The following is a 22,784-nucleotide window of genomic DNA, read 5'->3' on the forward strand; positions in this document are numbered from 1 at the left end:
CGTGTTCGACGACACCGACCGCAGCATCCCCGCCCGGCTGCTGCGGATCGCCGCCGCCCAGCCCGACCGCGAGGCCGTGGTCGACGGCGAGATCCGAATCACCTACGCGCGCTTGGCCTCCGGCGTGGTCCAGTCCACCCGGGCGGCCCAGGCGGCCGGCATCCTGCCCGGCGACCGCGCCGCGATCTGGGCGCCCAACGGCTACCGCTGGATCGTGGCCGCCCTGGGCATCCTCGGGGCCCGCGGCGTCGTCGTACCGGTGAACACCCGGTTCAAGGGCGCGGAGGCCGCCGAGGTGCTCGCCCGCGCCGGCGTGCGAATCGTGTTCACCGACAACGACTTCCTCGGCGCGAACTTCGCCGCGCTGCTGGCGCCGCACCGAGCGGAACTGCCCGAGCCGATCCGCGTGGTGGTGCTGAACGGCCCCGCCCGCGAGGACGTCCCGTGGCCCCGGTACCTGGGCGCGGGCCGCCTGGTCAGCGAGCAGGCGGCCACCGAGCGGATCGCGTCGATCCGCGCCGACGACCCGTGCGACATCCTGTTCACCTCCGGCACCACCGGCCGCCCCAAGGGCGCCGTCGCCACCCACGGCCGGTTGCTGCGGCTCTACGACGACTGGTGCGACATCGTCGGATTGCACTCCGGCGGAAAGCAACTGGTGATCACCCCGTTCTTCCACTCGTTCGGCTACAAGGCCGGGTGGCTGGCCACGCTGCTGCGCGGCGCGACCGTCGTCCCGATGGCGGTGTTCGACGTCGGCACCGTGCTGGCCGCCGTCGAGCGCGAGCGCATCACGCTGCTGCCCGGCCCGCCGACGCTGCTGCAGGACCTGCTCGACAGCCCGGACCGCGACCGCTACGACCTGTCCTCGTTGCGCGCCACCGTGATCGGCGCGGCGACCATTCCGGTGGACCTGATCCGCCGGCTGCGCGACGAGATGACGTTCACCACCATCCTCAGCGGCTACGGCCTCACCGAGACCAACGGCCCGGCCTCGCTCTGCCGCCCCGGCGACGACCTCGACACCGTCGCCCACACCGCCGGAAAGGCCATGCCGGACACCGAGATCCGCATCATCGACAGTGGCGGCGGCGCGCTGCCGCCCGGCGAGCACGGCGAGATCGTGATCCGCGGCTACCACCTGATGACCGGCTACCTCGACGACCCCGCCGCGACCGCGGCGGCCATCGACGGCGACGGCTGGCTGCACACCGGCGACCTCGGCCGCCTCGACGAGCACGGGAACCTGATCATCACCGGGCGGATGAAGGAGATGTTCGTCGTCGGTGGCTTCAACGTGTATCCCGCCGAGATCGAGAACCTGCTGCTGAGCCACGACGCGGTCGCGCGGGTGGCCGTGATCGGCGTCCCCGACCCCCGTCTCGGGGAGGTCGGCGCGGCCTTCGTGGTCCTCCGCCCCGGCGCCACCGACACCCCCGCCGGGCTGCTCGCCTGGGCCCGCGACCGCATGGCCAACTACAAGGTGCCCCGCCACATCGAGATCCGCGCCGAACTACCCGTCAACGCTTTGGGCAAGATACTGAAGGACGAACTGCTCGCGCACGCGACCACCCGAGGTGAGACCACATGGGCCTGAGGCTTTCCCCCGACGAGGCATGGCATGCGCTGGAGACCGCGCACACCGGCATCCTCACCACGCTGACCGCCGACGGCCGCCCGATCACCCTGCCGGTCTGGTACATCGTCGCCGACCGCACGATCGGCCTGCAAACCCCTCCCGGCGCAAAGAAATTGGCCCGCGTCCGCCGCGACCCCCGCGCCTCGTTCCTGATCGAGTCCGGCGAACTCTGGGCCGAACTGCGCGCGGTCCACCTCTCCGGAACCGTCACCGAGGTCACCGACCCCGCCGAAGCGGACCGCATCGCCGCCGCCTTCGAACAGAAATACGCGGCGTTCCGCACCCCCGCCGCCGACCTCCCCCCGGCGACCCGAAACCACTACGCGACCATGGCATACCTCCGCTTCGTGCCGGAGGACCGCATGCTCACCTGGGACAATCGCCGCATCACCGGCCCCCGGTAGCGAACCGCGATCCTCGGCGCGCGGCGTCGCTTCGCCTGGACTCGCACCGCCACGTCCACCCGGCCGGCTCCAACGCCGCCTGCCTTCTGCATGAGCGGTGTCGCCTACACGCCGCCCGGAAATCGGATTCGCAGCCGCGCCACCGAGCTGACCGACACCTCAAGAATGCTATTCTCCAGTATCAGATTTAGCTTCTCGAAGGAGTTCGGTGGTGACCACCAGCGACGCACCCGCCGCCCTGCATCTGCCCGCCCGCGACATCCCGGTGCCGTCCTCGGTCAGCCCCCAGGCCCAGGCCATCCTCGCGCTCGGCCCCCTCGCCCCCGCACCGCAATGGCCCGCCCTGAACGACCCCGAAGCCTGGCGCACCCTCATCGCCGACCTCGATGCCGGCGGGCTGCGCATGGCTCCCGGCTCCGGCGCCCCGGCCGAGGTCGAGGAGATCCCGGTCGGCGCCGCACGGGTCTACGCGATCACCCCGCGCGGCCTCCCGGAGAACGACCGCCGCACCTACCTGGAGATCCACGGCGGCGCCTTCATCCAGGGCGGCGGCGAACTCTGCCGCACCCGCGGCATCGACAACGCCCACCGCATCGGCCACCACTGCTGGTCCGTCGACTACCGCATGCCCCCCGACCACCCCTTCCCCGCGGCCCTCGACGACTGCGTCGCCGCCTACCGGGAACTGTTGCGCCACCGCGATTCTCACGAGATCGTGATCGGCGGCGTCTCGGCCGGCGGCAACCTCGCCGCCGCCACCGTCCTGCGCGCCCGCGACGAGGGCCTCCCCCTACCGGCCGGCATCGTCCTCGCCACCCCCGCCGCCGACCTCACCGAATCCGGCGACACCTGGCAGACCAACCTCGGCCTGGACAACCTCCTGACCCACTCCCCCACCCCGCGCCTCTACCTCGGCGACCAAGACCCGCGCAACCCCTACCTGTCCCCTGTCTTCGGCGATTTCACCCCCGGCTTCCCCCCGGCCCTCCTGCTGTCCGGCACCCGCGACATGCTCCTGTCCGACACCGTCCGCCTGCACCGAGCCCTCCGCGCCGCCGGCATCCCCGCCGCCCTGCACGTCTGGGAAGCCGCCGCCCACGGCGGTTTCCTCGGCCGAGCCCCCGAAGACGACGAACGCGCCCGCGAGATCCGCCTCTTCCTCACCGAGTGCTGGGGACCCGCCGCCTAGAATCGCCACATGACCACGATCTTCGAGTGGGCCCGACCGGAAAACATTCAGCCCGAATCGATTACGGTCGGCACCTGGCGAAAATTTCCCGAGGATTTTCGGCGATTGGTGGAAGTGGTCAACGGCGACGCGGTGCGCCGCGAATCATCGAACTCCCATGAGCGGAGAACAACCCATCGGCTGCTCACGATGCTGGCGGATGCGGCACGCGAGCACACGGCGCGAGACCCCTCAGCCCGGCTGAATGCCGCCCGGAATGTCGAAGTAGTGCTGTGGGATGTGCCGCGCGCGACGATCCGCCGACCCGATGTCGCCCTGTTCGAGCACAGCCCGCCGGACCTGCGCCCGATCCCCGCGTGGCACGTGAGAACAGTTGTCGAAGTGACCTCGCCGAATCGCGTGAAAACCGATCGGCTCGCCAAGATGTACGAGTACGCGGCAGCCGGAATCCCGTGGTACTGGCTGGTCAGCGTCTCGGACACGGAAGTGACCGGCATCGAGACCTACGCCCTGGACCACGGCGTGGGTCATTATCGACTGGCCCGGCACCTGAAGCCGGGCACCGCCTTCGCGGTCGACCTACCGATCCGGATCGAGCTCAACTGGGACCGGCTCACCGACCTCGTGCTGTGAATCCCGCAGCACCCGTTGGGCGGCGAGGAAGTCCCGGACGATGCGGGCGCAGTCCTCGGGGGTGACGGTGCGCAGACCGGTGAGCTTCATGAAGATGATCGGGCCGAGGAGCTGGGCGAAGACGAAGATTCGGTCGTGGTCGCCGAGTTCGGCACGGGCGGAAGGGGTTTCGAGGACCCGATCGAACGGCACCCGATAGTGCTCGATCACGCTGGCGCGCAACGATTTCACCATCGGGGACGGATCCTCGACGGTGGCCGTGGACGTCGGGCCGAGGCCCAGGCCCATCCAGGCGAGGGTGCTCAGCTGCATGGGCGCCTGTTCGATCGCGGCGGCCTGACTGGTGAGCAGTTCGGTCAGCTGCTGTTCCAGCGTGCCGTCCGGGGCGGGTGGAACCACCTGCGGGAGAAGACGTTCGAAGGCGGCGGCGAGCAGTCCCGCACTGTTGCCGAAATTGCGGTACAAGGTGGTGCGGGCGACCTTGGAGGCCCGAGTGACCGCGTCCACCGTGACCGCCTCGACGCCACCGGAGGTCAGTAGTTGGGTCGCGGCGGCGAGCAGCCGATCCCGTGATCGCGCCCGGCGGGGGTCGACCGACTCCGGGCCGTCGTCGAGCTGCGGAACCTGACTCATCACTTCCATCCTGCCGGACATCACAGTGCCGGAGGGTTTCCATCCCCACCGGTGGTCGCTACGCTACCGAAAGTAGCGAAGCGATACCGATGGTATCGAAACCCTGGAGGCGCCGTGACCGACCAACGAGTACTGGAGCGCCCCGCCACGCTGTCGGCATGGCAGCGCCGCTGGACCCTGATCGTGTCCTGCCTGGGCGTGGGCCTGGTGATGGCGTCGATGGCCGCGCTGTACACGGCGCTGCCGCAGATCGCCACCGCCACCGGCGCCACCCAGAGCCAGCTGACCTGGATGGTCGACGGCTACACCCTGATCCTGGCCGCGCTGCTGCTGCCCGCCGGCGCACTCGGCGACCGCTACGGCCGCCGCGGCATGCTGATCGCCGGCCTCACGGTATTCAGCGCCGGATCGATCCTCGCGCTGACCGTGCACGAACCGATGTGGGTGATCGTGGCCCGCATGATCTCCGGAATCGGCGCCGCACTGGTCATGCCGTCGACCCTGTCCATCCTGACCGGCGTCTTCCCGCCGGAACACTGGGGCCGGGCGGTGGGCGTCTGGGCCGCGGTCGCGGGCTCCGGCGGCGTGATCGGCCTCGTCGGTTCCGGTGTGCTGCTTCGCTATTGGTCCTGGCCGTCGATCTTCGTCGTCCTCGCCGCGGTGGCCGCCGTCCTGGCGGTGGCGGCACTCGCGATGCCCGGTTCCCGCGAACCGGACCACCCCCGCATCGACCTGCCGGGTTCGGTCACCTCGGCCGCCGCGATCGGCCTGCTGGTCTACGGCCTCACCGAGGCGCCCGAATACGGTTGGCGCGCACCACAAACCATCGCCCTCCTGGCCGGCGCCGCGGTCGCCGGCGCCGTGTTCGTGATCGTCGAACTCCGCACCACCCGCCCCCTCCTACCGGTCCGCCTGTTCGCCCACCGAGCCTTCAGCACCGGCGTCACCTCGCTGATGCTCCAATTCGTGGTCACCTTCGGCCTGGCCCTGATCCTGGTCCAATACCTGCAGCTGGTCCTGGGCTACAGCCCCCTCCGCTCCACCCTCGCCGTAGCCCCGATGGCCGGCCCCCTGCTGCCGCTCGCGGTGATCGCCCCGATGCTGATGCGCTGGATCGGCCTGCGCTGGATGACCGTCACCGGCCTGGCCACCATGTCCGCCGGCCTGTTCCTGCTCCTCCGCCTGCACCCCGATACCCACTACTCCGCGATCGTGCTACCGCTGGCCCTGGTCGGCGCCGGCATCGGCCTGTGCGCGACCCCGGCCACCGCGGTCATCATCGGCACCACCCCGACCGCGAAACACGGTGTCGCCGCGGCGGTCAACGACGCCGCCCGCGAACTGGGCGCCGCGATCGGCATCGCCATGTCCGGCGGCGTCCTCGCCGCCGGCTACCACCACCGCATCCAACCAGCCCTCCCCGGCCTCCCCGAACAGATCCGCGGCCCCGTCGGCGACTCCCTGGCCGGCGCCCTCGCCGTAACAGCCCAAGCAGGCCCCGAAGGCCGCCCCCTCACCGCCGCCGCCATAGACGCCTTCATGCACGGCATCCACCAATCCGTCCTCGCCCTCGCCATCGTCGCCACCGTCGGCGCAGTGGTAACCCTGGCATCCCCCGACACCCGCCACGTCGATCGCCTCACCGAGGAACCGACCGACGACTGAGCCGGAACGAATCCGCAACACGGAACTGTTCGACGATAGCGTTCGATTTCCCGAGGGGTGAACGCGAGCCGCCGCCCGCCCGCGGCGGCCTCCGGGCCCGGTCATCGAGCGCCGCAACACTATCGGGGCCGCAACACCTCGAAACCCCCGTCGAGCAGTTCCACCAGATCGCGCTGCCCGTCCGAGGCGGCCCACAATTCGACCGCGACATTGAGACAGTCCAGCGCCGCCGCGGCCCGCACCGACAGGGCCAGTTCGGTGGCGCCGGAGCGGGCGGACAGCGCGGCCACCAGCCGCGGCCGCCAGCTCTGCTGCTTCTCCAGGCTGTGGGCGGACAGTGCGGGGGTGCGCAGGATCAGCTGGGTCAACGCCAGCGCCTTCGCCGGATCCCGGAGGTACGGCTCGACGATCACGTCCAGTCCGCGGCGCAGCGCGGTCCACTCGTCCTCGGAGCCGGGCCGCGCCGCGAGGGCGGCGGCCAGCCGCTGCCCCTCGGTCTCCAGCGCCCCCAGCACCACATCTTCCTTGCTGGTGAAGTAGCGCAGAAAGGTACTGCGCCCCACTCCCGCCGCGGCAGCCAGATCGTTCACGGTGACCCGGTCGAAACCCTCGCGATGGAAGAGTTCGAACCCCACCTCCGCCAGCCGATCTCGCACCGCCACACGGGCGATTTCCCTGGTGCTGAGGCGTTCCGGATCGGTCATCGCCGGAATCCTACCTGGTCACACACTTTTCGTGAGCGACGTGCACCCGCCATCCGGCCTCGGACCTCTCATGCCATGGTGCCGCCGTCGACCAGCAGCGTGCTGCCGGTCATGTAGGACGACAGCTCGGACGCGCAGAACAGCACCACGCGGGCGATATCGTCGGGCGTGCCACCCCGGCCGATCGGGCTGGGCAGCATCAGATCGCTCGGTGTGGCGTCCTCCGGCAGGAAGCCCGCGGCCTGCGCCGCGAGCAGGTTGCCCTCTGTCGGCACATAGCCCGGCGCGACCCCGAGCACCCGGATACCCATCGGCGCGAGCTCCAGAGCCAGCTCCCGGGTGAGCCCCCGCGCGGCGTGCTTGGATCCCACATACGCCGCCAATCCCGGTGCGCTACCACGGAATCCGGCGATCGACACGATGTTGACGATCACGCCCCCGCCGGCCATCCGCCGCGCCGCCTCCCGCGCGCCGAGAAACGTGCCACGAGCGTTCACGGCGAACACCCCGTCCCAGGTCTCGTCGGTCATCTCCAGCAGCGGCACGGCCGGGAAGATCCCGGCATTGTTCACCCAGACGTTCAGCCCGCCGAACTCGGCCACGGCCCGCTCGGCGGCCGCCGCCACCGACGCCGAATCACTGACGTCCAACGCGACCCCGACGGCCCGCACCCCGTAGCGCTCCTCGATCTCCGCCGCGGCGGCACGGGCGAGTTCCTCCTGGATATCACCGATCAGCACCTCCGCGCCGGCCTCGACCAGCCGGAACGCGATCGCCTTACCCAGACCGCGCCCACCCCCCGTGATCACGGCACGCTGCCCCTGCAACGAAATCAGTTCGGCCAGAGACAATCTCGACGCATCGCCCGAGGACATCCGGGCTCCTTCCGGTCATAACCACGTTGATGATTCCAAGTCCCACTACTGGGACTCAGTCCCAGCATAGACCTCCGGTACCGGCATGCGCCAGAGATTCACGCGTCGGCCCCTACCGCGACTGCCGCCACGCCACGGTGAAGGCCACCGCCGCCACCAGCGGACCCACCACCCGCAGATGATTCCCCCACGTCCACTCCGTCACGTAGGTCCGCCAATAGTCGGCCGCCGCAACGGATTCCGGATCCATCCCGAGCAGCCGATCGTTGCGCGGCACATGGAAGGCGCCGGTCGTCACGATCGCCACCAGATAGGCCAGCGCCCCCACCACCAGCAACAGCGCCCCCGGCCGATTCAGATGGAACACCCCGTACACCCCCAGCACCAGACCGGTGAGGGCAGTCCCCATCAGCACCACCATGAACCAGAAGGTCGGCGCCTGCTTGTTGATCGAGTTCATCGCGGCGATCCCTTGCCCCGCGGGCAGATTCCCCAACGCCGACATGACGAAGGCCGAGAAGGCATAGAAGATCCCCGCACACACCCCACTGGTGATCGCGGTATAGAGGGTCAACCCCCGCACGAACGCGTTATCGATAGCCATGAACCCATTACAGAGCCCTACGGCGAGACCCTCCATGGCCCGGAATCGCGTCCGCATACGCGAGCGTCCACGCCGATGGCCGCCGACGTATGCGACGGACTACTGTCTCCGATATGGACGCCCTGGCCGGACTCCTCGACGGCCCCCGCGCACGAGGAGCATTCCTGCTCCGCTCGATACTCAACCCACCCTGGTCGATGCGCATCGAGGACGAGGCCCCCGTGACGGTGGTCGCGGTCGTCCGCGGCCACGCCTGGCTGATCCCCGACGCCGCCGGCCCGATCCGGCTCGGCAAGGGCGATGTCGCCATCGCCCGCGGCCCCGACCACTACACGGTCGCCGACGACCCCGGCACTCCCCCGACGGTGATCATCCACCCCGGCCAGATCTGCACCACCACGGACGGCGCCGACCTGTCGCAGGCGATGGACCTGGGCGTCCGCACCTGGGGCAACGACCCGGACGGCGACACGGTCATGCTCACCGGCACCTACGAAACGGCGGGAGAGATCAGCCGCCGCCTCCTGACCGCTCTCCCGCCGATCCTGGTCCTCCCGGCGGATTCCTGGCAGTCCCACCTGATCCCGCTGCTGCGCGAGGAGATAGTCAAGGACGATCCGGGCCAGGAAGCCGTTCTCGACCGCCTCCTGGACCTGCTCCTGATAGCCGTCCTCCGCACCTGGTTCGCCCACCCCGGCAATCCCGCCCCCGACTGGTACCGGGCCCGGACCGACCCCGTCGCCGGCCCCGCCCTCCGCCTCCTGGAGAACAACCCCGCCCACCCCTGGACCATCGAATCCCTGGCCCGCGAGGTGGGTATCTCCCGAGCCGCCCTCGCGCGCCGCTTCACCGCCCGCGTCGGCGAACCCCCCATGACCTACCTGACCCACTGGCGGCTCTCCCTCGCCGCGGACCTGCTCCTCGACAATCCGGACACCACCCTGGAATCCATTGCCGCCCGAGTGGGCTACGGCACCCCCTTCGCACTGAGCACGGCCTTCAAGCGGGTGCGCGGAATGAGCCCCCAGGAATACCGCAGAGCCCATTCCTGACCGGGCCGATATTTCCCATTTCCGTCCGGACCGGTCCGTTCCTGTCCACCGCATGTGAACTTCCATGGGAAAATATGGCATCCTGACCTGCCCAGCATTTCCTGGACAGATCGATCAGAGGTCATCCCATGCCCGAGACCGGAATTCCGAGTCGCGCCACCGCCAAAGCGCTCGGACAGGCGATCAAGAAGTTACGGCTGAAGCTGGGCATGTCGCGAAAAGAACTAGCCGAGAAGATCAATCGCTCGTGGCGGACGGTGGAGGCGGCGGAACTCGGTGCGCGCGTGCCGATCACCACACTGGCCGACATGTTCGAACCGCTGGAGGTCGCCCCACAGACCAAACGGCATCTGATCAATCTGATGTTCGGCCAGGTCCCGATGACGGACCTCCCGGTCCCGCAACCGCCGGCCCGGCTGATCGGCGTCGCGCGAACACTACCGTCCCCGGCCCTGGTGGTGACGGCCGCGACCTGGTACGTCGGCTACGCCAACGACGCTGCGCGGCACATGTTCCCGGGCCTGGAGCTCTACGGAAACCTGGCCGAGTGGTTACTCCTGGACCGCCACGCCCAACTGGTCTTCGACGCCACCGACACCGCCGAAACAGGCTCCGTCGCCTGCTCCGACGACACCGGCAGATGGCTCCAGCTCGCCAACATCCTGCTCTCCGGCCTGCAACACCTCGCCGACGGGACGATGCCCGACGAACGACTGCACCAGTTGCAGGACCGCCTGCGCCGAGCACCGGAATTCCACCGGCTCTGGAGCAGCACCGAGGGCCCCCTGGAGGCGGTCGCCGGCTCCGAACTGATCATGCGCGACCCGAAAACCGGTGCGACACAACGCGTCCACGTCACCGTACAGGAATGGGTCTTCCCGTACGTAGCGGGTGAGAACTGGTGGCAGATCTCGTTCACACCCGTCTACGACACGTGACAACCGAAATAGCTGCCGCACAACCCTATTCGGCGGGCAACGGCTCCCAGACCGCCGCCCCGCCGTCGCCCCGGAGACAGTGCCCGAACTGCACGGCCGCGAAATGACCCCCGAAGGCCAGAAACCCGTTGTCCGCCACCGTGTTCACGATGCGCCGTCGCACATCGATGGCCAGCCGCGGATCGAGATCACTGGCCGAGGACAGCTCCGGATACGTCACCTGCAACGGCGTATGCAGAGCGTCCCCGAGCACGACGAGCGTCTCCCCCTCGGATCGCAGCAGATATCCGGTGTGCCCGACGGTGTGCCCCGGCAGCGTCAACGCCGTGACCCCCGGAAAGATCTCCTCCCCGTCCCGGCACACCGCGACCTGATCCGCGAAGCAGGCCACCATCTCCGGCGACGTCCCCTCCCGCGCCGCCAGATCCGGTCGCGCCCACTCGCTTTCGGCCACAGCAACCCGAGCGTGCGCGAACGGAAACCGCCCGTCCGCCCCCGGCGCCTGCCACAGATACCCGATGTGATCACCGTGCAGATGCGTCAACGCCACCAACTCGACGTCCGAGGGCACGAGCCCCACCGCCCCCAAACTCCCGAGCATCGCCCCACCCCGCAACGTCCCGAACGGCGTCTGATACTCCATCGGCCCGAACCCCGCATCGATCAGCATCGACCGCCCCAACCCCCGATGCGTGACGAGCAACCCGCCCACACTGGCGATCAGATCCCCGCCCGCGTCCAGATACTTGGCATGATCACCCACTGCCCAGAATTCGGGCGTGGTCCCCGGCAACCACTTCGCCCCGTGCAACGGAGTCAGCCCATCGGGCAGATACCGCACAACCAACTCCCCCACGTCGACGGTACGAATACCGCCCGGTCGGGTCAATCGGTCGTCGGTGGACACGGAAATACCCACAACGGTGTCCTTTCGGAAAGAAGATATCGCCACGAGCGACCACCACCCCGCCGTCCGCGGAGACCTCGACAGGCGGACCGATGAACCACCGCCGCCACTTCCAGAATATCGGGAAAACCCGACCCCGAACCGCCCCCGACCTCCTACGAAACAGGGGAGTTGCCATTAGATCTCCTACTGTAGGTAGGAAGATCACGCATCATGTCTGTGATGGACGCCGTTGCCGATGATCTCCGCGATCTCGAGTACCCGCCGGTCCGATGACCCGTGCCGTGCCTCCAGTTGGGCTTTCAGGCGCCGGAACCGGTCCACAGCTTCGCGGGTATGACCAAGCGCGAGCGCGCACTCGGCGAGCCGATGCTGGCAGTGCATGACCTGATCGTCGTAGGGACCGCGCCCGGCGGTGAGGTCATCGATGAGAGCACGGTAGAGTTCGGCGGCCTCGGCATGTCCACCGGACTCGAAACGCAAGCTGGCCAGTTGGATTCTGGCGTCCACTACGTCGGCGTCTCGGGCTCCCAGCAGCGCGATGGTCGTGTGGACGGCAGTATGGAGATGCCGTAGGGCAGGGTGATACCGAAACTCGCCGGCGAGACGTCGTGCCTTCTCGACAGCGCGATGCAGGTCGCCGCGGACGGAATCGTCCGTCGGTACCGCAGCGTCGGTCGCCGGTACCGAATGGTCGTGAACCTCTGGCGCGGATTCGGCCACGTCGGCGGCAACCGGAATCCGCACCGGTGCGGCGACCGCCAGGGCGTACATGCGGGCCGGGCTGTTCTCGTCGTCCGCCAACTCCGCCACATCCAGGGCATGACGGATGAGCACAGCGTGCACGGCCGTGGCCCCCGCCGGTCGGCTTTCCGGTTTCTTCTCGAGCATGCACATGATCAATCCCGCCATATCCGCCGGAACATCGGGACGCTGGACCCGAATGTCGGGCGCGGGAGCGGACATCTGCCGGGACCACACCTTGAAGGCATTGGGGCCGGTGACGACACGTGCTCCGGTGAGCAGCTCGTGCAGGACGAGGCCGAGCGCGTACAAATCGGTTTGTGCTGTCACATCCCGGGATTCGATCTGCTCGGGCGCCATGAAGGCGGGGGTGCCGATCGTCTGCCCGGTCGAGGTGTAGCGGCTGCCGTCGGCGTCCAGCGCGATGGCCAGCCCGAAGTCCAGCACCTTGAGCGTTCCGTCGTCGCAGAGCATCAGATTCGACGGCTTGAGGTCACGGTGATAGATGCGGTGCCGGTGGGTGGCCGCCAACACCGCGGCCGCCTGCGCACCGAGGGCGGCGACGATGCCGATCGGCAACGGCCCACGACGGGCGAGCACATCCTCGAGCGTGCGGCCGTCGACGAATTCCATGACCAGGTACGGACGGTACGGCTCGCTGTCGGTGAGACCGGCATCGTAGATCTCGGGCGTGCCCGGATGCCGCACGGTGGCCATGAGCTCCGCTTCACGCAGAAAGCGTTTGGTCCACTCCGGATCCGATTCGAGACTCGCGTGGGCGAATTTCACTGCGACGCGGCGTTTGAGATTGCGATCGAACCCCTCGAAGACCTGCCCCATGCCACCGGCGCCGACCTGGCGGATGAGGTCGTAGCGTCCCCCGACGACCTGCACCGGATCACCTCCGTGAATCTCGCGCCGCGCACCACCCGCCGGTCCCGGCCAGGCTGAAGCTCGCGGCGGCCGGTCTCAGTACCATCGCGCCTTCCCCGGTAGACCGTGCCCACCTGCTGTTGATGTGTCATGGAACACCCCATGGCCTCCGAACGGTACTAAGTTGCTTCTTCAACCGTCAACACAGCCAGGAGCACTCTCGAATGACCTCCGCGCATTCGCGTGCCGACCTCAATGTCGCTCCCGGCTCGATTGTCGTTATCCGCGACGAAGAATGGCTGGTCACCGCAGCCGAGCAGGGTTCCGACGGGTGGCTGCTGCGGGTGCGGGGACTATCCGAGTTGGTCGCCGACACCACCGCCACCTTCTACGACAGTCTGGACACGATCACCGTGCAGGACCCGGCCGAGGCCGAGATCGTCGCGGACGGGTCGTCGGGCTATCGGGATTCCCGGCTATGGCTGGAGGCGCTGCTGCGCAAGACCCCGTTCCCCTACGGCGACCAGACCCTCACCGTCTCCACCCGGATGCTCGCCGATTCGCTCGGCTACCAGCGGGCCGCGGTGGCGAAAGCGCTCGATCCCCGCCTGATCCGCCCACGCATCCTGCTCGCCGACGCGGTCGGCCTGGGCAAGACGCTCGAGATCGGCATGATCCTGTCCGAGCTGGTCCGGCGTGGCCGGGGCGAACGCATCCTCATCGTCACGCCGCGGCACGTCCTCGAACAGATGCAGCACGAACTGTGGTGCCGCTTCGCACTTCCGTTCGTGCGCCTGGATTCGGCGGGCATTCAGAAGGTGCGCCAGAAGCTGCCGGCCACCCGTAACCCGTTCACCTACTACAAGCGCGCGATCATCTCGATCGATACCCTCAAAAGCCCCCGCTACAAGGCGCATCTGGAGCGTCAGTACTGGGATGCCGTGGTGATCGACGAGTCCCACAACCTCACCAACACCGGTACCCAGAACAACGAGCTGGCCCGCGTACTGGCCCCGAACACCGAAGCGCTGATCCTGGCCTCGGCCACCCCGCACAACGGCCGCGAGGAGTCCTTCGCGGAATTGCTGCGCCTGCTCGACCCGACCGCCGTGGCCGCCGACGGCTCCTTCGAGAAGGCCGACGTGCAATCCCTGCTGATCCGCAGGCACCGTCATCACGACGAGGTGGCCGCCGAGGTCGGCAGCGATTGGGCCGAGCGCGCCGAACCCGTCCATCGGCTGGTGCAACCCTCCGACGCGGAGGACGCGGTGGCCCGCGAACTGGCCCAGGTATGGCTGCATCCGCCCAACGGTTCGTCGCCGTACTCCGGTGAGATCAAGGCACTGTTCCCCTGGACGCTGGCCAAGGCGTTCCTCTCCTCGCCGGCCGCGCTGCGTGAATCCATCGATCAGCGCCGCGCCAAGCTCACCGGCAGCCCGGCAGCGCGCCTCGAATTATCTTCTCTGACAACGCTTTCCGATCTAAACGACAAGGCGTTCACCGAGGCGGCGGGCAAGCAGGCGGCACTGGTCCAGCGACTGACCGAGATCGGCGTCGGCCCGGCGTCGGACCTGCGCGCGGTCGTCTTCGCTGAACGCATCGCCACCTTGAAGTGGCTCACCGAACTGCTGCCCTCCGCCCTGGGACTGCGGCCGGAGCACGTCGTGATGCTGCACGGCGGCCTGTCGGATGTGGAACAGCAGGAGATCGTGGACAGCTTCAAGCTCGCCACCTCCCCGATCCGGGTACTGGTCACCGGTGACGTCGCCTCCGAGGGCGTGAACCTGCACGCCCAGTGCCACCATCTGATCCACTACGACATCCCGTGGTCCTTGATCCGCATCGAGCAGCGCAACGGCCGCATCGACCGCTACGGCCAGCGCCGCCCGCCGGTCATCTCCTCGCTGATCCTGGAACCGTCCGACCCGGCGTTCTCCGGCGACCTACGGGTGCTGTCGCGGCTGCTGGAAAAGGAGAACCAGGCGCATTCCGCGCTCGGCGACGTCGCCTCCCTGATGGGCCGGCACAGCGTAGGCGAGGAAGAGTCGGCGATCCGAGATGTCCTGGCCCGCAAGACAACTCTGGACGAACAGGTCCGCAGCATCGAGGAGGTACGCGACGGCGACGACATCGACGCCTTCTTCGCACAGCTTGACCTGCTCGACGACGACACCCCCGAGCTGCCCGAACTTCCCCGCCAGAGCCTCTACCCCGACGACGTTACCTTCCTCGACGAGGCGCTGCGCGCCGCCTTCGACGACGTCCCCCACGCCGAACCCGCCGCGGGCGGCATCGGCTGGACCGTGCACGCCAATCACGGTGTCGCCGAACTGATCCCACCACGCGATCTACGCCGGCGGCTGAACCAGCTCCCGCAGAACTATCTCGAGCACGGCCGCGTCCTCGAACGCCTGAAGCTGGCCACCACACCCCAGGTCGGCGACGCCCAGCTGCGCGCCGCCAAGCAGGGCAAGGGCGTCGACAACACCACCTGGCCGGAAGCCCACTTCCTGGGGCCGCTGCACCCGGTGCTCGATTGGGCCAGTGACCGGGCGCTGAGCGCGCTCGGCCGTAATCAGGTGTTCGCCATCCGTGGTTCACTGGCCGCGCCGACCGTACTGCTGATGGGCACGCTGATGAACCGGCGCGGCCAGCTGGTGTCCCGGGTGTTCGCCACGGTCACCTTCCCGAGTCCGGCCAACCCCTCGTTCTCGCTGGTGGAAACCCACCAGGACCTCGGATTCCTGCTCACCGACACCGGCCTGCGCCCCGGCACCCCCAACCCCGGCCTGCTCGAGGACGCCGCCGCCCTGCGTCCCCTGATCCCCCGCGCCGTCGAGCAGGCCGCGCAGGCAATGCGACTGGTTCTGGATCAGCAGGAGAGTTCGGCCACCGAGCGCCTCGCGGCCTGGCGGGCCCGCGCCGACCGGTGGTATGCCGCCGCCGACCAGCTCGAATTGTTCGGCAGCCGAAAGTCCAAGGTGGACAAGCTCTCTCACCGCATCGCCGAGGAACAGCGGCTGGCCGAATCCCTCGCCCCCACCCAGCAACTGGTACGTCCGCTGCTGGTGATCGTCCCGGAAAATGATCGGTGACCATGCCTTCGTTCGACTCCATCGTCGTCGGCGAGGACTGGATCAGCGAGCACTACTTCACCACCGATTCGGTGAAGGAGTCCTTCCACGGCCGCGTGACGGAACTGCGCAAAACCTGGGACGCCGAGGCGAAGGAAGGCCGCGCCACCGTCCGCAGCCGTTTCCTCGCCGCAGCCCGGGACCTGCAAACCGCGCTGGCCGCACTCATCGAGAATCCGGAAGCCGCCGCGAAGGTCCACGACCGGATCCGCGAGATCTGGGGCTACCACGGCGAACTGTCCGCATTCACCGCCGAACGCGCCGGCTCCGACTTGGTGATCCCGGACACCCAACTACCCGGCACAACGAACGTTCTTTTCCTGCAAGCGAATCCGGTGTCCGCGCTGGAGGATCTACTGGCCCCCGAGACCGGCCTGCTCGGCACCCCCGCCACCGAGGACGACAAGCCGATCGAGTCGGTGTCCAAAGCCGTCTCGGCCGCATTCCGCTCCGACACCCCGCCGACGTTCGTAGTGGTGCAGGCGGGCCAGTGGCAGCTGCTCGCCGAGGCCGAACGCTGGGCCGAGGGCCGCTACCTGGCGGTCGACCTGCTGGTCGTCGCCGAACGCAAACACGAGGCGCGCGGCGGCGAAATCGACCGCGCCTGCGCCATTTTCGGCCACCAGGCGCTGCTGCCCGACGCCGACGGCGCCATCTGGTGGACCGGCGTGCTGGAGGACTCGGTCAAGCACACCGTCGGCGTCTCCAAGGATCTGCGCGAAGGCATCCGCCTGTCGATCGAGATCATCGCCAACGAGGTCGTCCGCCGCCGCCGCGAACGCGGCCTGACCATGGCCGGCGTCGACGGCGACGAACTGGCGAAACAATCCCTGCGCTTCCTGTATCGAATCCTGTTCCTGCTGTATGCCGAGGCATCCCCGGAAATGCAGGTATTGCCCACCGGCGCAGCCGAATACGAGGAGGGCTACGGTCTGGACCGCCTGCGCGAACTCACCCTTACCGAACTGGTCTCCCACCGCGCCCGCACCGGCACCCACCTGTACGAGTCACTGAAGAAACTGTTCGACCTCGTCGAGGGTGGTCACAGTCCGGCCGTGCGGCAGAACATCGCCGACGACCCCGCCCCGGGCCTCGAATTCAACCCGCTGCGCGCAGACCTGTTCTCCGAGAGAGCAACCGCGCTGATCGACGAGGTCGGGCTCGGCAACGCGGCCACGCAGGAGGTGCTCGAGCATCTGCTGCTCAGCAAGGAGAGCAAGGGCCGCAAGGGTTCCGACCGTGGCTTCATCAGCTATGCCGAACTCGGTATCAACCAGCTCGGGGCGGTGTACGAGGGACTGATGTCCTACACCGGCTTCTTCGCCGAGGAGGACCTCTACGAGGTCGCCAAGGACGGTAATCCGGAGAAGGGCTCCTGGGTGGTGCCCGTCGGCCGCGCCGACCACCTCGCCGAGACCGATTTCGTGCGCAAGGAAGATCCGGACACCCACGAATTGCGCCCTGTAGTGCATGCCAAGGGCACCTTCGTGTTCCGCCTCGCCGGCCGCGAACGCCAGCAGTCCGCCTCCTACTACACGCCGGAGGTGCTCACCAAATTCGTTGTCTCCCAAGCGCTGGAGGAACTACTCGACCAGAACGACCACCGCACCACCCCCGAGGATATCCTCGGCCTCACCATCTGCGAACCGACGCTGGGATCCGGCGCGTTCGCCATCGAGGCCGTGCGGCAGCTCGCCGCCGAATACCTGAAGCGCAAACAGGAAGACCTCGGCAAGCGGATCGAGGCCGACGAGTATCCGGTCGAATTGCAGAAGGTGAAGGCGCACATCGCCCTTCACCAGGTGTACGGGGTGGACCTCAACGCCACCGCCGTCGAACTCGCCGAGATCTCGCTGTGGCTCGACACCATGGTGGCCGGATTGCAGGCGCCATGGTTCGGATTGCATCTGCGGCGGGGCAATTCACTCATCGGGGCACGGCGAGCGGTGTATCAGCCAGGGCAATTGGCGAAGAAGGCGTGGCTGAAGGCCGTGCCGAAGGATGTTGCGCTCGGGGAGGAGATCGGGGCGGGGATCCACCACTTCCTGTTGCCTGCCGAAGGGTGGGGAGCGGTGATCGACACCCCCGAGGCGAAGACGTACACGCCGGCGAAGCGGGAGGAACTGCGACTGTGGCGCAACGAGATCCGCAAGTCGCCCTCGAAGGAGATCGCGAAGCGGCTCGCCGGGCTGGCGCAACGGGTGGACACATTGTGGGAGTTGACCTTCCGACGTCTCAGCATCGCCGAATCGGCTGTCCAGCGAGATCTTCACCTGTGGGGCGGGGAGCCGGTCGAAACCGGACCCGCTGTCAGCCGAGAGCAGATCGAGGCGGTGCTGTACGACGAGAACGGGGCCTACCGGCGGCTGCGGCGAGTAATGGACGCGTGGTGCGCGCTGTGGTCCTGGCCGGTGACCGGCGATGTCGTTGCGCCGGATTGGGATCAGTGGGTCGGCGGGTTGGAAGCCGTGCTCGGGGTGCCACCGAAGGCCGGGAAGTTCGAGAAACACGGGCAGATCAGTCTTGCCGGTGACCTCAGCTGGCAAGATCTGGAAGTTGCCGAGAACACGGGCCGGACGTTCTCCCAGGCATTACCGATCGACAAAGCGCTGGAGAGGTTTGCGTGGCTCGAGGTGAGTGCCGAAATCGCCGAGAGCCAAGGGTTCCACCACTGGGAGCTCGACTTCGCTCCGGTGTTCGCGCGGAGCGGCTTCGACCTCCAGGTGGGGAACCCGCCCTGGGTCCGGCCGGATTGGGATGAGGCCGCGGTGCTCGCCGATTTCGATCCTTGGTGGCAGCTGGCGCACAAACCGTCGGAAGCCGCAAAACGCGAGAAGCGTGTTGAGGCAATGGGTTCGCCCAGTACCCACAATGTGTACCTGGACGAGCGGGCCAAGCAGGCCGGCCAGAGCGAACACCTAGGATCGGGTATTGATCGACCCGTCCTGACCGGTCTGCAACCCGATTCCTATCGGTGCTTCATGGAACGTACTTGGCGCTCATCGGCGCCGAACGGAATCGTCTCGCTGATCCATCCGGAGAGCCACTTCACCGAAACGCGGGCAAGCGACCTGCGAAGAGAGTGCTACCAACGTCTCCGACGTCACTGGCAATTCTATAATCAACTCAACCTGTTCGCCGATCTCGGTCACGCCCGAACTTTCGGCGTCCATGTCTATGGAGATATCCGGCCGAATGTCCATTTCCTCCAAGCCGCCACTCTCTATCACCCCGAAGTGGTACTGCGCTCGCTACACCACGACGGCGATGGCCCCACACCTGGAGTGAAAGACCCTAACGGGCAGTGGGATATCCGGCCGCACGCCGAGCGCATCATCGTAGTTACTGACACCGAGCTTTCCAATTGGGCAGCCCTAATTGATGAGGCCGACACCCCGGTAACGGAAGCTCGCATGTTGTACCCAGTGAACCGCATAAGCGCACATGTACTCGATAAGATCGCCACCGCACCCAGAATGTCCGATTTCGCCTTTCCGTGGACAGCGGGTTGGCACGAGACGGCAGATCGCAAGCTCGGTTACTTCGAAGCGCGCTCCGCCGTTCCCGAATACTGGCACGATACAATTTTGCAGGGTCCACACTTCACTGTCGCCACCCCTATATATCAACAAGGCAACCTGACAATGCGCAGCAAAGGGGACTACTCACCGATCGACTTGGAAACCGTACCCGAGAACTTCATCCCTCGAACCAATTATCAGGTGGCGCGGCCATCAGCCGAGTACCTTGCAGCGTACCCGCGCTGGAACAGCGAGTCCAGCTGCAGTTATTTCCGCCTCGCTTGGCGGGAAATGTGCGATACAGCAACGGTTCGCACCCTCCAATCCGCTCTGCTGCCACCAGGTCCCACGCATGTACACGCAGTCCATAGCCTTACAATCGCAGGCGATAATCGCCGACTCGTCGTCGTTGCAGGCGTGAGTCACTCTCTCGTCGCCGATTTCATGATTAAAGTGATCGGCAATGCCCATATCAAAGCATCGACTTGGCTCCAGCTTCCGTGCCCGACCGGCCACGCACTCGAAGAACACTTGATCCTCAGAACCCTGCGGCTCAACTGCCAGGTCACCCCATTCGCGGAACTGTGGAACGAGCTGTACAGCCCATCCTGGCAATCGGATTCGTGGACACCCAGTTTCGATATAAACACTTCCGTCGCACTCGGCACCCCAGGCCCCAACTGGGACGCGCGCACACCGCTCCGCACCGCCGCAGACCGCCGCCGAGCCCTGGTCGAAATCGACGCCATTGTCGCCGTGATGCTCGACATCACCGCCGACGAGCTCCTCACCATCTACCGCACCCAATTCCCGGTCCTCCAACGTTACGAACGCGAAGCCCGCTACGACGCCAACGGCCGCCAGCTCCCGACGAAGATCGCCTCCGAACTCCGGGAGGACCCCACGCTGGGTCGCACCGACATCATCGCGGACGGCATCACCTACGCCGCCCCCTTCACCGGCGTGGATCGCGAGCGGGACATGCAGGTGGCCCACCAGCACTTCTCGGCTCTGGCAAAAGCCCGAACCTCCTGAACCACAGCCGTTTCCACTGAACTGTCCCAATCGGCCCACTACCGACAAACTTTCGCTACCCCCACAGCCCGATCCGCGAACCGATCGGTCTATGCCGTACCCGGCAACCCGTTTGCGCTCGGCAGCGCCAATTTCCACCGAACACCATCCAATTTCATTACAGGAGAACAATGCTCGGTCTCGCGACCGTCGACAGACAACCGACCGCCGACTCCACCGCCGTGTGGTAAACCGGCCGGATCGGCACCGCCGTCGTCCGCAACACGAACGTGGTGGTGATCCGTCTCAACGACCCCGACGACGACTCGAAGGTCCGTTCCCTTCACCGCCGATCGCGCCGTCGTCCTCACCGCCGGCACCGAACCGACGCTGCCGTTCCGGCACGCGAACCAAGCCGCTGTCTTCGACGAGCTGATCGAGCTGACAACGGCACATCAGGAGCGAATCTGCCAGGCAATCCTGGACTACTCCCAGCGCAACGGGGCGAAACTCGTCCTCCCGCGATTCCTACCACCCCCGGTGCTGATAACTTCTGAGCAGGCCGATCCGCAGTTCCGCGCCCTGACGGTCGCCAACTACATCGGCACGGCTTGGGAGACATGATGCCGGTCGAGCTCCGGTGTCCCGTCGGACGGCACCGCACGATGTGGCCGGTGGCGGCGAGCTTCACTATCGGATATCTTGCCTTATAGGCTAGAATCCTCATAGTGATGGAGAAGGATGCCACCTCGCAACCGACTCGCCACTCCGGTGTGCCGCCGGAGCTGGCACGCATGCCGATGCGCACCTTCACGGCCCGGAACGCCGCAGCCTTCTACAGTTACCCCCATCAGCGATTGTCCAAGCTGACGGCGCGCGGCCTGCTACACCGTCCGGCGCACGGCTACTACACGGTCGTCCCGCTGGATCACCTCGACAGGAGATGGTTACCCGGCCTCGAGGCCACGGCGGCGGGCATCGCCACTGCCGTGTTCGACGCCGATCACGCCGTTCTGATGGGTATAAGCGCGGCCCGCGTTCACGGTGCCATCCCGCGGGCCCTCGCCGTCGCGGTCGTCGCGGTACCGAGACAGCGCGCCGCGCTCCGGCTCACCGACCGTGACGCCATCGTCCGTTTCGTCACACGCGACACCGACAACCTGGACGCCGAAACGATCTCCACGGAGCTCGGATCGACCCTGGTCACCACACCCGAACAAACGGTTCTGGACCTCGCACACCGACCCGATCTCGGCGACAGCGCCACCGATGTCCCCACAGCCGTCCGCACCCTCTATCGACGCTGCGACCCGGAACAACTCGATCGACTCGCCCACGCACAGAGACTGCGAGCCGCACTCGACCGCGTCATGGGTATGCTGGAATACCCGTGAGCCTCGGCATCGACGAACGGGCAACCGTCGCAGCACAATTCGGCGTCACGAACGCTCAGGTCGAACGCGATCACCTGATCTCGTTGCTACTCGCCCACCTCAGCACCCACTACGCCGACGCGGTCATCTTCTTCGGCGGAACCGCCCTGGCCAGAACACATCTCCCGCACGGGCGATTGAGCGAGGACATCGACCTGATAGCCCCGGTATCCCGATCCACGGTGGCAGCCGATCTGACCCACACACTTCCGCGCGCCGCTCAACGCGGCTTCGGACGACTGCACTGGGACATCCGGCTCACGGACGTCGCCGATACCGAACCCGCACGGCTGATCTCGGCCGACGGCAGCGTCGGTATCAAGATCCAACTCCTGGCCGGCACAGGGATTCCCCGCTGGCCACTCGAAACCCGTTCGCTGATCCAGCGATACACCGATGCTCCGGCAGCCACCCTCGAGGTCCCTACCCGGGCGGCATTCGTCGCAGCCAAGACTGTCGCTTGGCATGACCGTGCCGCACCCCGCGACCTCTGGGATCTGTGGGCGCTGGCGTCCCAGGGAGCGATCGACGAGCAAGCCGGTCGGCTGTTCCGCCGGCACGGGCCGACCAACAGGCTTCCACAGTCCTGGCAATTCGCCACCGCACCAACCGAATCCGAGTGGCACGCCCAACTCTCCGGCCAGACCCGACTGACGGTCACTGCCGCAGAAGCCCTGCGCCTGGTCCGGGATGCTTGGGATGCAGTCGGCAGCTCAGGCTCGTGAGCGGCCTGCCGTCGTCTCGACAGTCAGCAGGGACCTCCCGGACACGGGCAGCGTCGGTGAGGATCCGGTTGCCGGCGCGGATCTCGACGGTGCGGTA

The 22,784-nt window shown here is 67.3% G+C and carries 17 protein-coding genes; 11 read left to right on the forward strand and 6 right to left on the reverse strand.

Annotated features, from left to right (window positions below):
* The first annotated feature begins 1 nt into the window (after window position 1).
* The 4 genes from NRB56_RS06295 to NRB56_RS06310 all read left to right on the forward strand — a co-directional run bounded on the left by NRB56_RS06295 (window position 2) and on the right by NRB56_RS06310 (window position 3,865).
* Window positions 2-1,597 carry a FadD3 family acyl-CoA ligase gene (locus NRB56_RS06295; protein WP_319942622.1) on the forward strand — a complete coding sequence of 532 codons (1,596 nt, stop codon included), beginning with the start codon at window positions 2-4 and terminating at the stop codon, window positions 1,595-1,597.
* Window positions 1,588-2,043 carry a pyridoxamine 5'-phosphate oxidase family protein gene (locus NRB56_RS06300; RefSeq protein ID WP_153339474.1) on the forward strand — a complete coding sequence of 152 codons (456 nt, stop codon included), beginning with the start codon at window positions 1,588-1,590 and terminating at the stop codon, window positions 2,041-2,043. The genes NRB56_RS06295 and NRB56_RS06300 overlap by 10 nt, the downstream gene beginning before the upstream one ends.
* 211 nt (window positions 2,044-2,254) lie before the next feature.
* The gene (locus NRB56_RS06305; RefSeq protein WP_319942623.1) at window positions 2,255-3,232 is read left to right on the forward strand and encodes an alpha/beta hydrolase; all 978 of its coding nucleotides are present in this window, start codon (window positions 2,255-2,257) and stop codon (window positions 3,230-3,232) included.
* A 9-nt stretch (window positions 3,233-3,241) separates the two neighbouring features.
* The gene (locus NRB56_RS06310) at window positions 3,242-3,865 is read left to right on the forward strand and encodes a Uma2 family endonuclease (protein WP_153339475.1); all 624 of its coding nucleotides are present in this window, start codon (window positions 3,242-3,244) and stop codon (window positions 3,863-3,865) included.
* Here the strand turns inward: NRB56_RS06310 and NRB56_RS06315 are convergent.
* Window positions 3,812-4,498 carry a TetR/AcrR family transcriptional regulator gene (locus tag NRB56_RS06315; protein WP_319942624.1) on the reverse strand — a complete coding sequence of 229 codons (687 nt, stop codon included), beginning with the start codon at window positions 4,496-4,498 and terminating at the stop codon, window positions 3,812-3,814. The genes NRB56_RS06310 and NRB56_RS06315 overlap by 54 nt on opposite strands.
* Window positions 4,499-4,612: 114 nt before the next feature.
* Here NRB56_RS06315 and NRB56_RS06320 point away from each other — a divergent pair, with 114 nt between their 5' ends.
* A complete protein-coding gene (locus NRB56_RS06320; protein WP_319942625.1) occupies window positions 4,613-6,163 on the forward strand; it encodes an MFS transporter in 1,551 nt (516 codons plus the stop codon).
* 119 nt (window positions 6,164-6,282) lie between these two features.
* Here NRB56_RS06320 and NRB56_RS06325 read toward each other — a convergent pair whose 3' ends face one another.
* The 3 genes from NRB56_RS06325 to NRB56_RS06335 all read right to left on the reverse strand — a co-directional run bounded on the left by NRB56_RS06325 (window position 6,283) and on the right by NRB56_RS06335 (window position 8,346).
* Window positions 6,283-6,867 (reverse strand): TetR family transcriptional regulator, encoded by a 585-nt coding sequence (locus NRB56_RS06325; protein WP_153339477.1) that lies wholly within the window; start codon window positions 6,865-6,867, stop codon window positions 6,283-6,285.
* A 68-nt stretch (window positions 6,868-6,935) separates the two neighbouring features.
* Window positions 6,936-7,742, reverse strand: coding sequence for an SDR family NAD(P)-dependent oxidoreductase (locus NRB56_RS06330; protein ID WP_153339478.1), 807 nt, complete (start codon window positions 7,740-7,742; stop codon window positions 6,936-6,938).
* Window positions 7,743-7,854: 112 nt separating this feature from the next.
* Complete coding sequence (locus NRB56_RS06335; protein WP_153339479.1) at window positions 7,855-8,346, reverse strand: anthrone oxygenase family protein; 492 nt, start codon at window positions 8,344-8,346, stop codon at window positions 7,855-7,857.
* Between the two features lie 113 nt (window positions 8,347-8,459).
* On the opposite strand from NRB56_RS06335, the gene NRB56_RS06340 reads away from it, so the two are divergent.
* The gene (locus NRB56_RS06340; protein WP_153339480.1) at window positions 8,460-9,398 is read left to right on the forward strand and encodes an AraC family transcriptional regulator; all 939 of its coding nucleotides are present in this window, start codon (window positions 8,460-8,462) and stop codon (window positions 9,396-9,398) included.
* Between the two features lie 128 nt (window positions 9,399-9,526).
* Window positions 9,527-10,336, forward strand: coding sequence for a hypothetical protein (locus NRB56_RS06345; protein WP_153339481.1), 810 nt, complete (start codon window positions 9,527-9,529; stop codon window positions 10,334-10,336).
* Between the two features lie 25 nt (window positions 10,337-10,361).
* Here NRB56_RS06345 and NRB56_RS06350 read toward each other — a convergent pair whose 3' ends face one another.
* Complete coding sequence (locus NRB56_RS06350) at window positions 10,362-11,255, reverse strand: MBL fold metallo-hydrolase (protein WP_319942626.1); 894 nt, start codon at window positions 11,253-11,255, stop codon at window positions 10,362-10,364.
* A gap of 192 nt (window positions 11,256-11,447) precedes the next feature.
* Window positions 11,448-12,881 (reverse strand): serine/threonine-protein kinase, encoded by a 1,434-nt coding sequence (locus tag NRB56_RS06355; RefSeq protein WP_319942627.1) that lies wholly within the window; start codon window positions 12,879-12,881, stop codon window positions 11,448-11,450.
* Between the two features lie 203 nt (window positions 12,882-13,084).
* Between NRB56_RS06355 and NRB56_RS06360 the strand changes: the two genes are divergently transcribed.
* The 4 genes from NRB56_RS06360 to NRB56_RS06375 all read left to right on the forward strand — a co-directional run bounded on the left by NRB56_RS06360 (window position 13,085) and on the right by NRB56_RS06375 (window position 22,687).
* Window positions 13,085-15,955: a helicase-related protein gene (locus tag NRB56_RS06360; RefSeq protein WP_153339483.1), complete on the forward strand. Its 2,871-nt coding sequence runs from the start codon at window positions 13,085-13,087 to the stop codon at window positions 15,953-15,955.
* A gap of 2 nt (window positions 15,956-15,957) precedes the next feature.
* Window positions 15,958-20,550, forward strand: a complete 4,593-nt coding sequence (locus NRB56_RS06365; RefSeq protein WP_153339484.1) for an Eco57I restriction-modification methylase domain-containing protein — start codon at window positions 15,958-15,960, stop codon at window positions 20,548-20,550.
* Between the two features lie 710 nt (window positions 20,551-21,260).
* Entirely contained in the window at window positions 21,261-21,923 is a 663-nt protein-coding gene (locus tag NRB56_RS06370; protein ID WP_153339646.1) for a type IV toxin-antitoxin system AbiEi family antitoxin domain-containing protein, read from the forward strand.
* Complete coding sequence (locus NRB56_RS06375) at window positions 21,920-22,687, forward strand: nucleotidyl transferase AbiEii/AbiGii toxin family protein (protein WP_319942628.1); 768 nt, start codon at window positions 21,920-21,922, stop codon at window positions 22,685-22,687. The genes NRB56_RS06370 and NRB56_RS06375 overlap by 4 nt, the downstream gene beginning before the upstream one ends.
* Window positions 22,688-22,784 lie beyond the last annotated feature (97 nt).

Origin of the sequence: Nocardia aurantia (assembly GCF_009604425.1) — a bacterium.
In the GTDB taxonomy this organism is placed as follows: Bacteria; Actinomycetota; Actinomycetes; order Mycobacteriales; family Mycobacteriaceae; genus Nocardia; species Nocardia aurantia.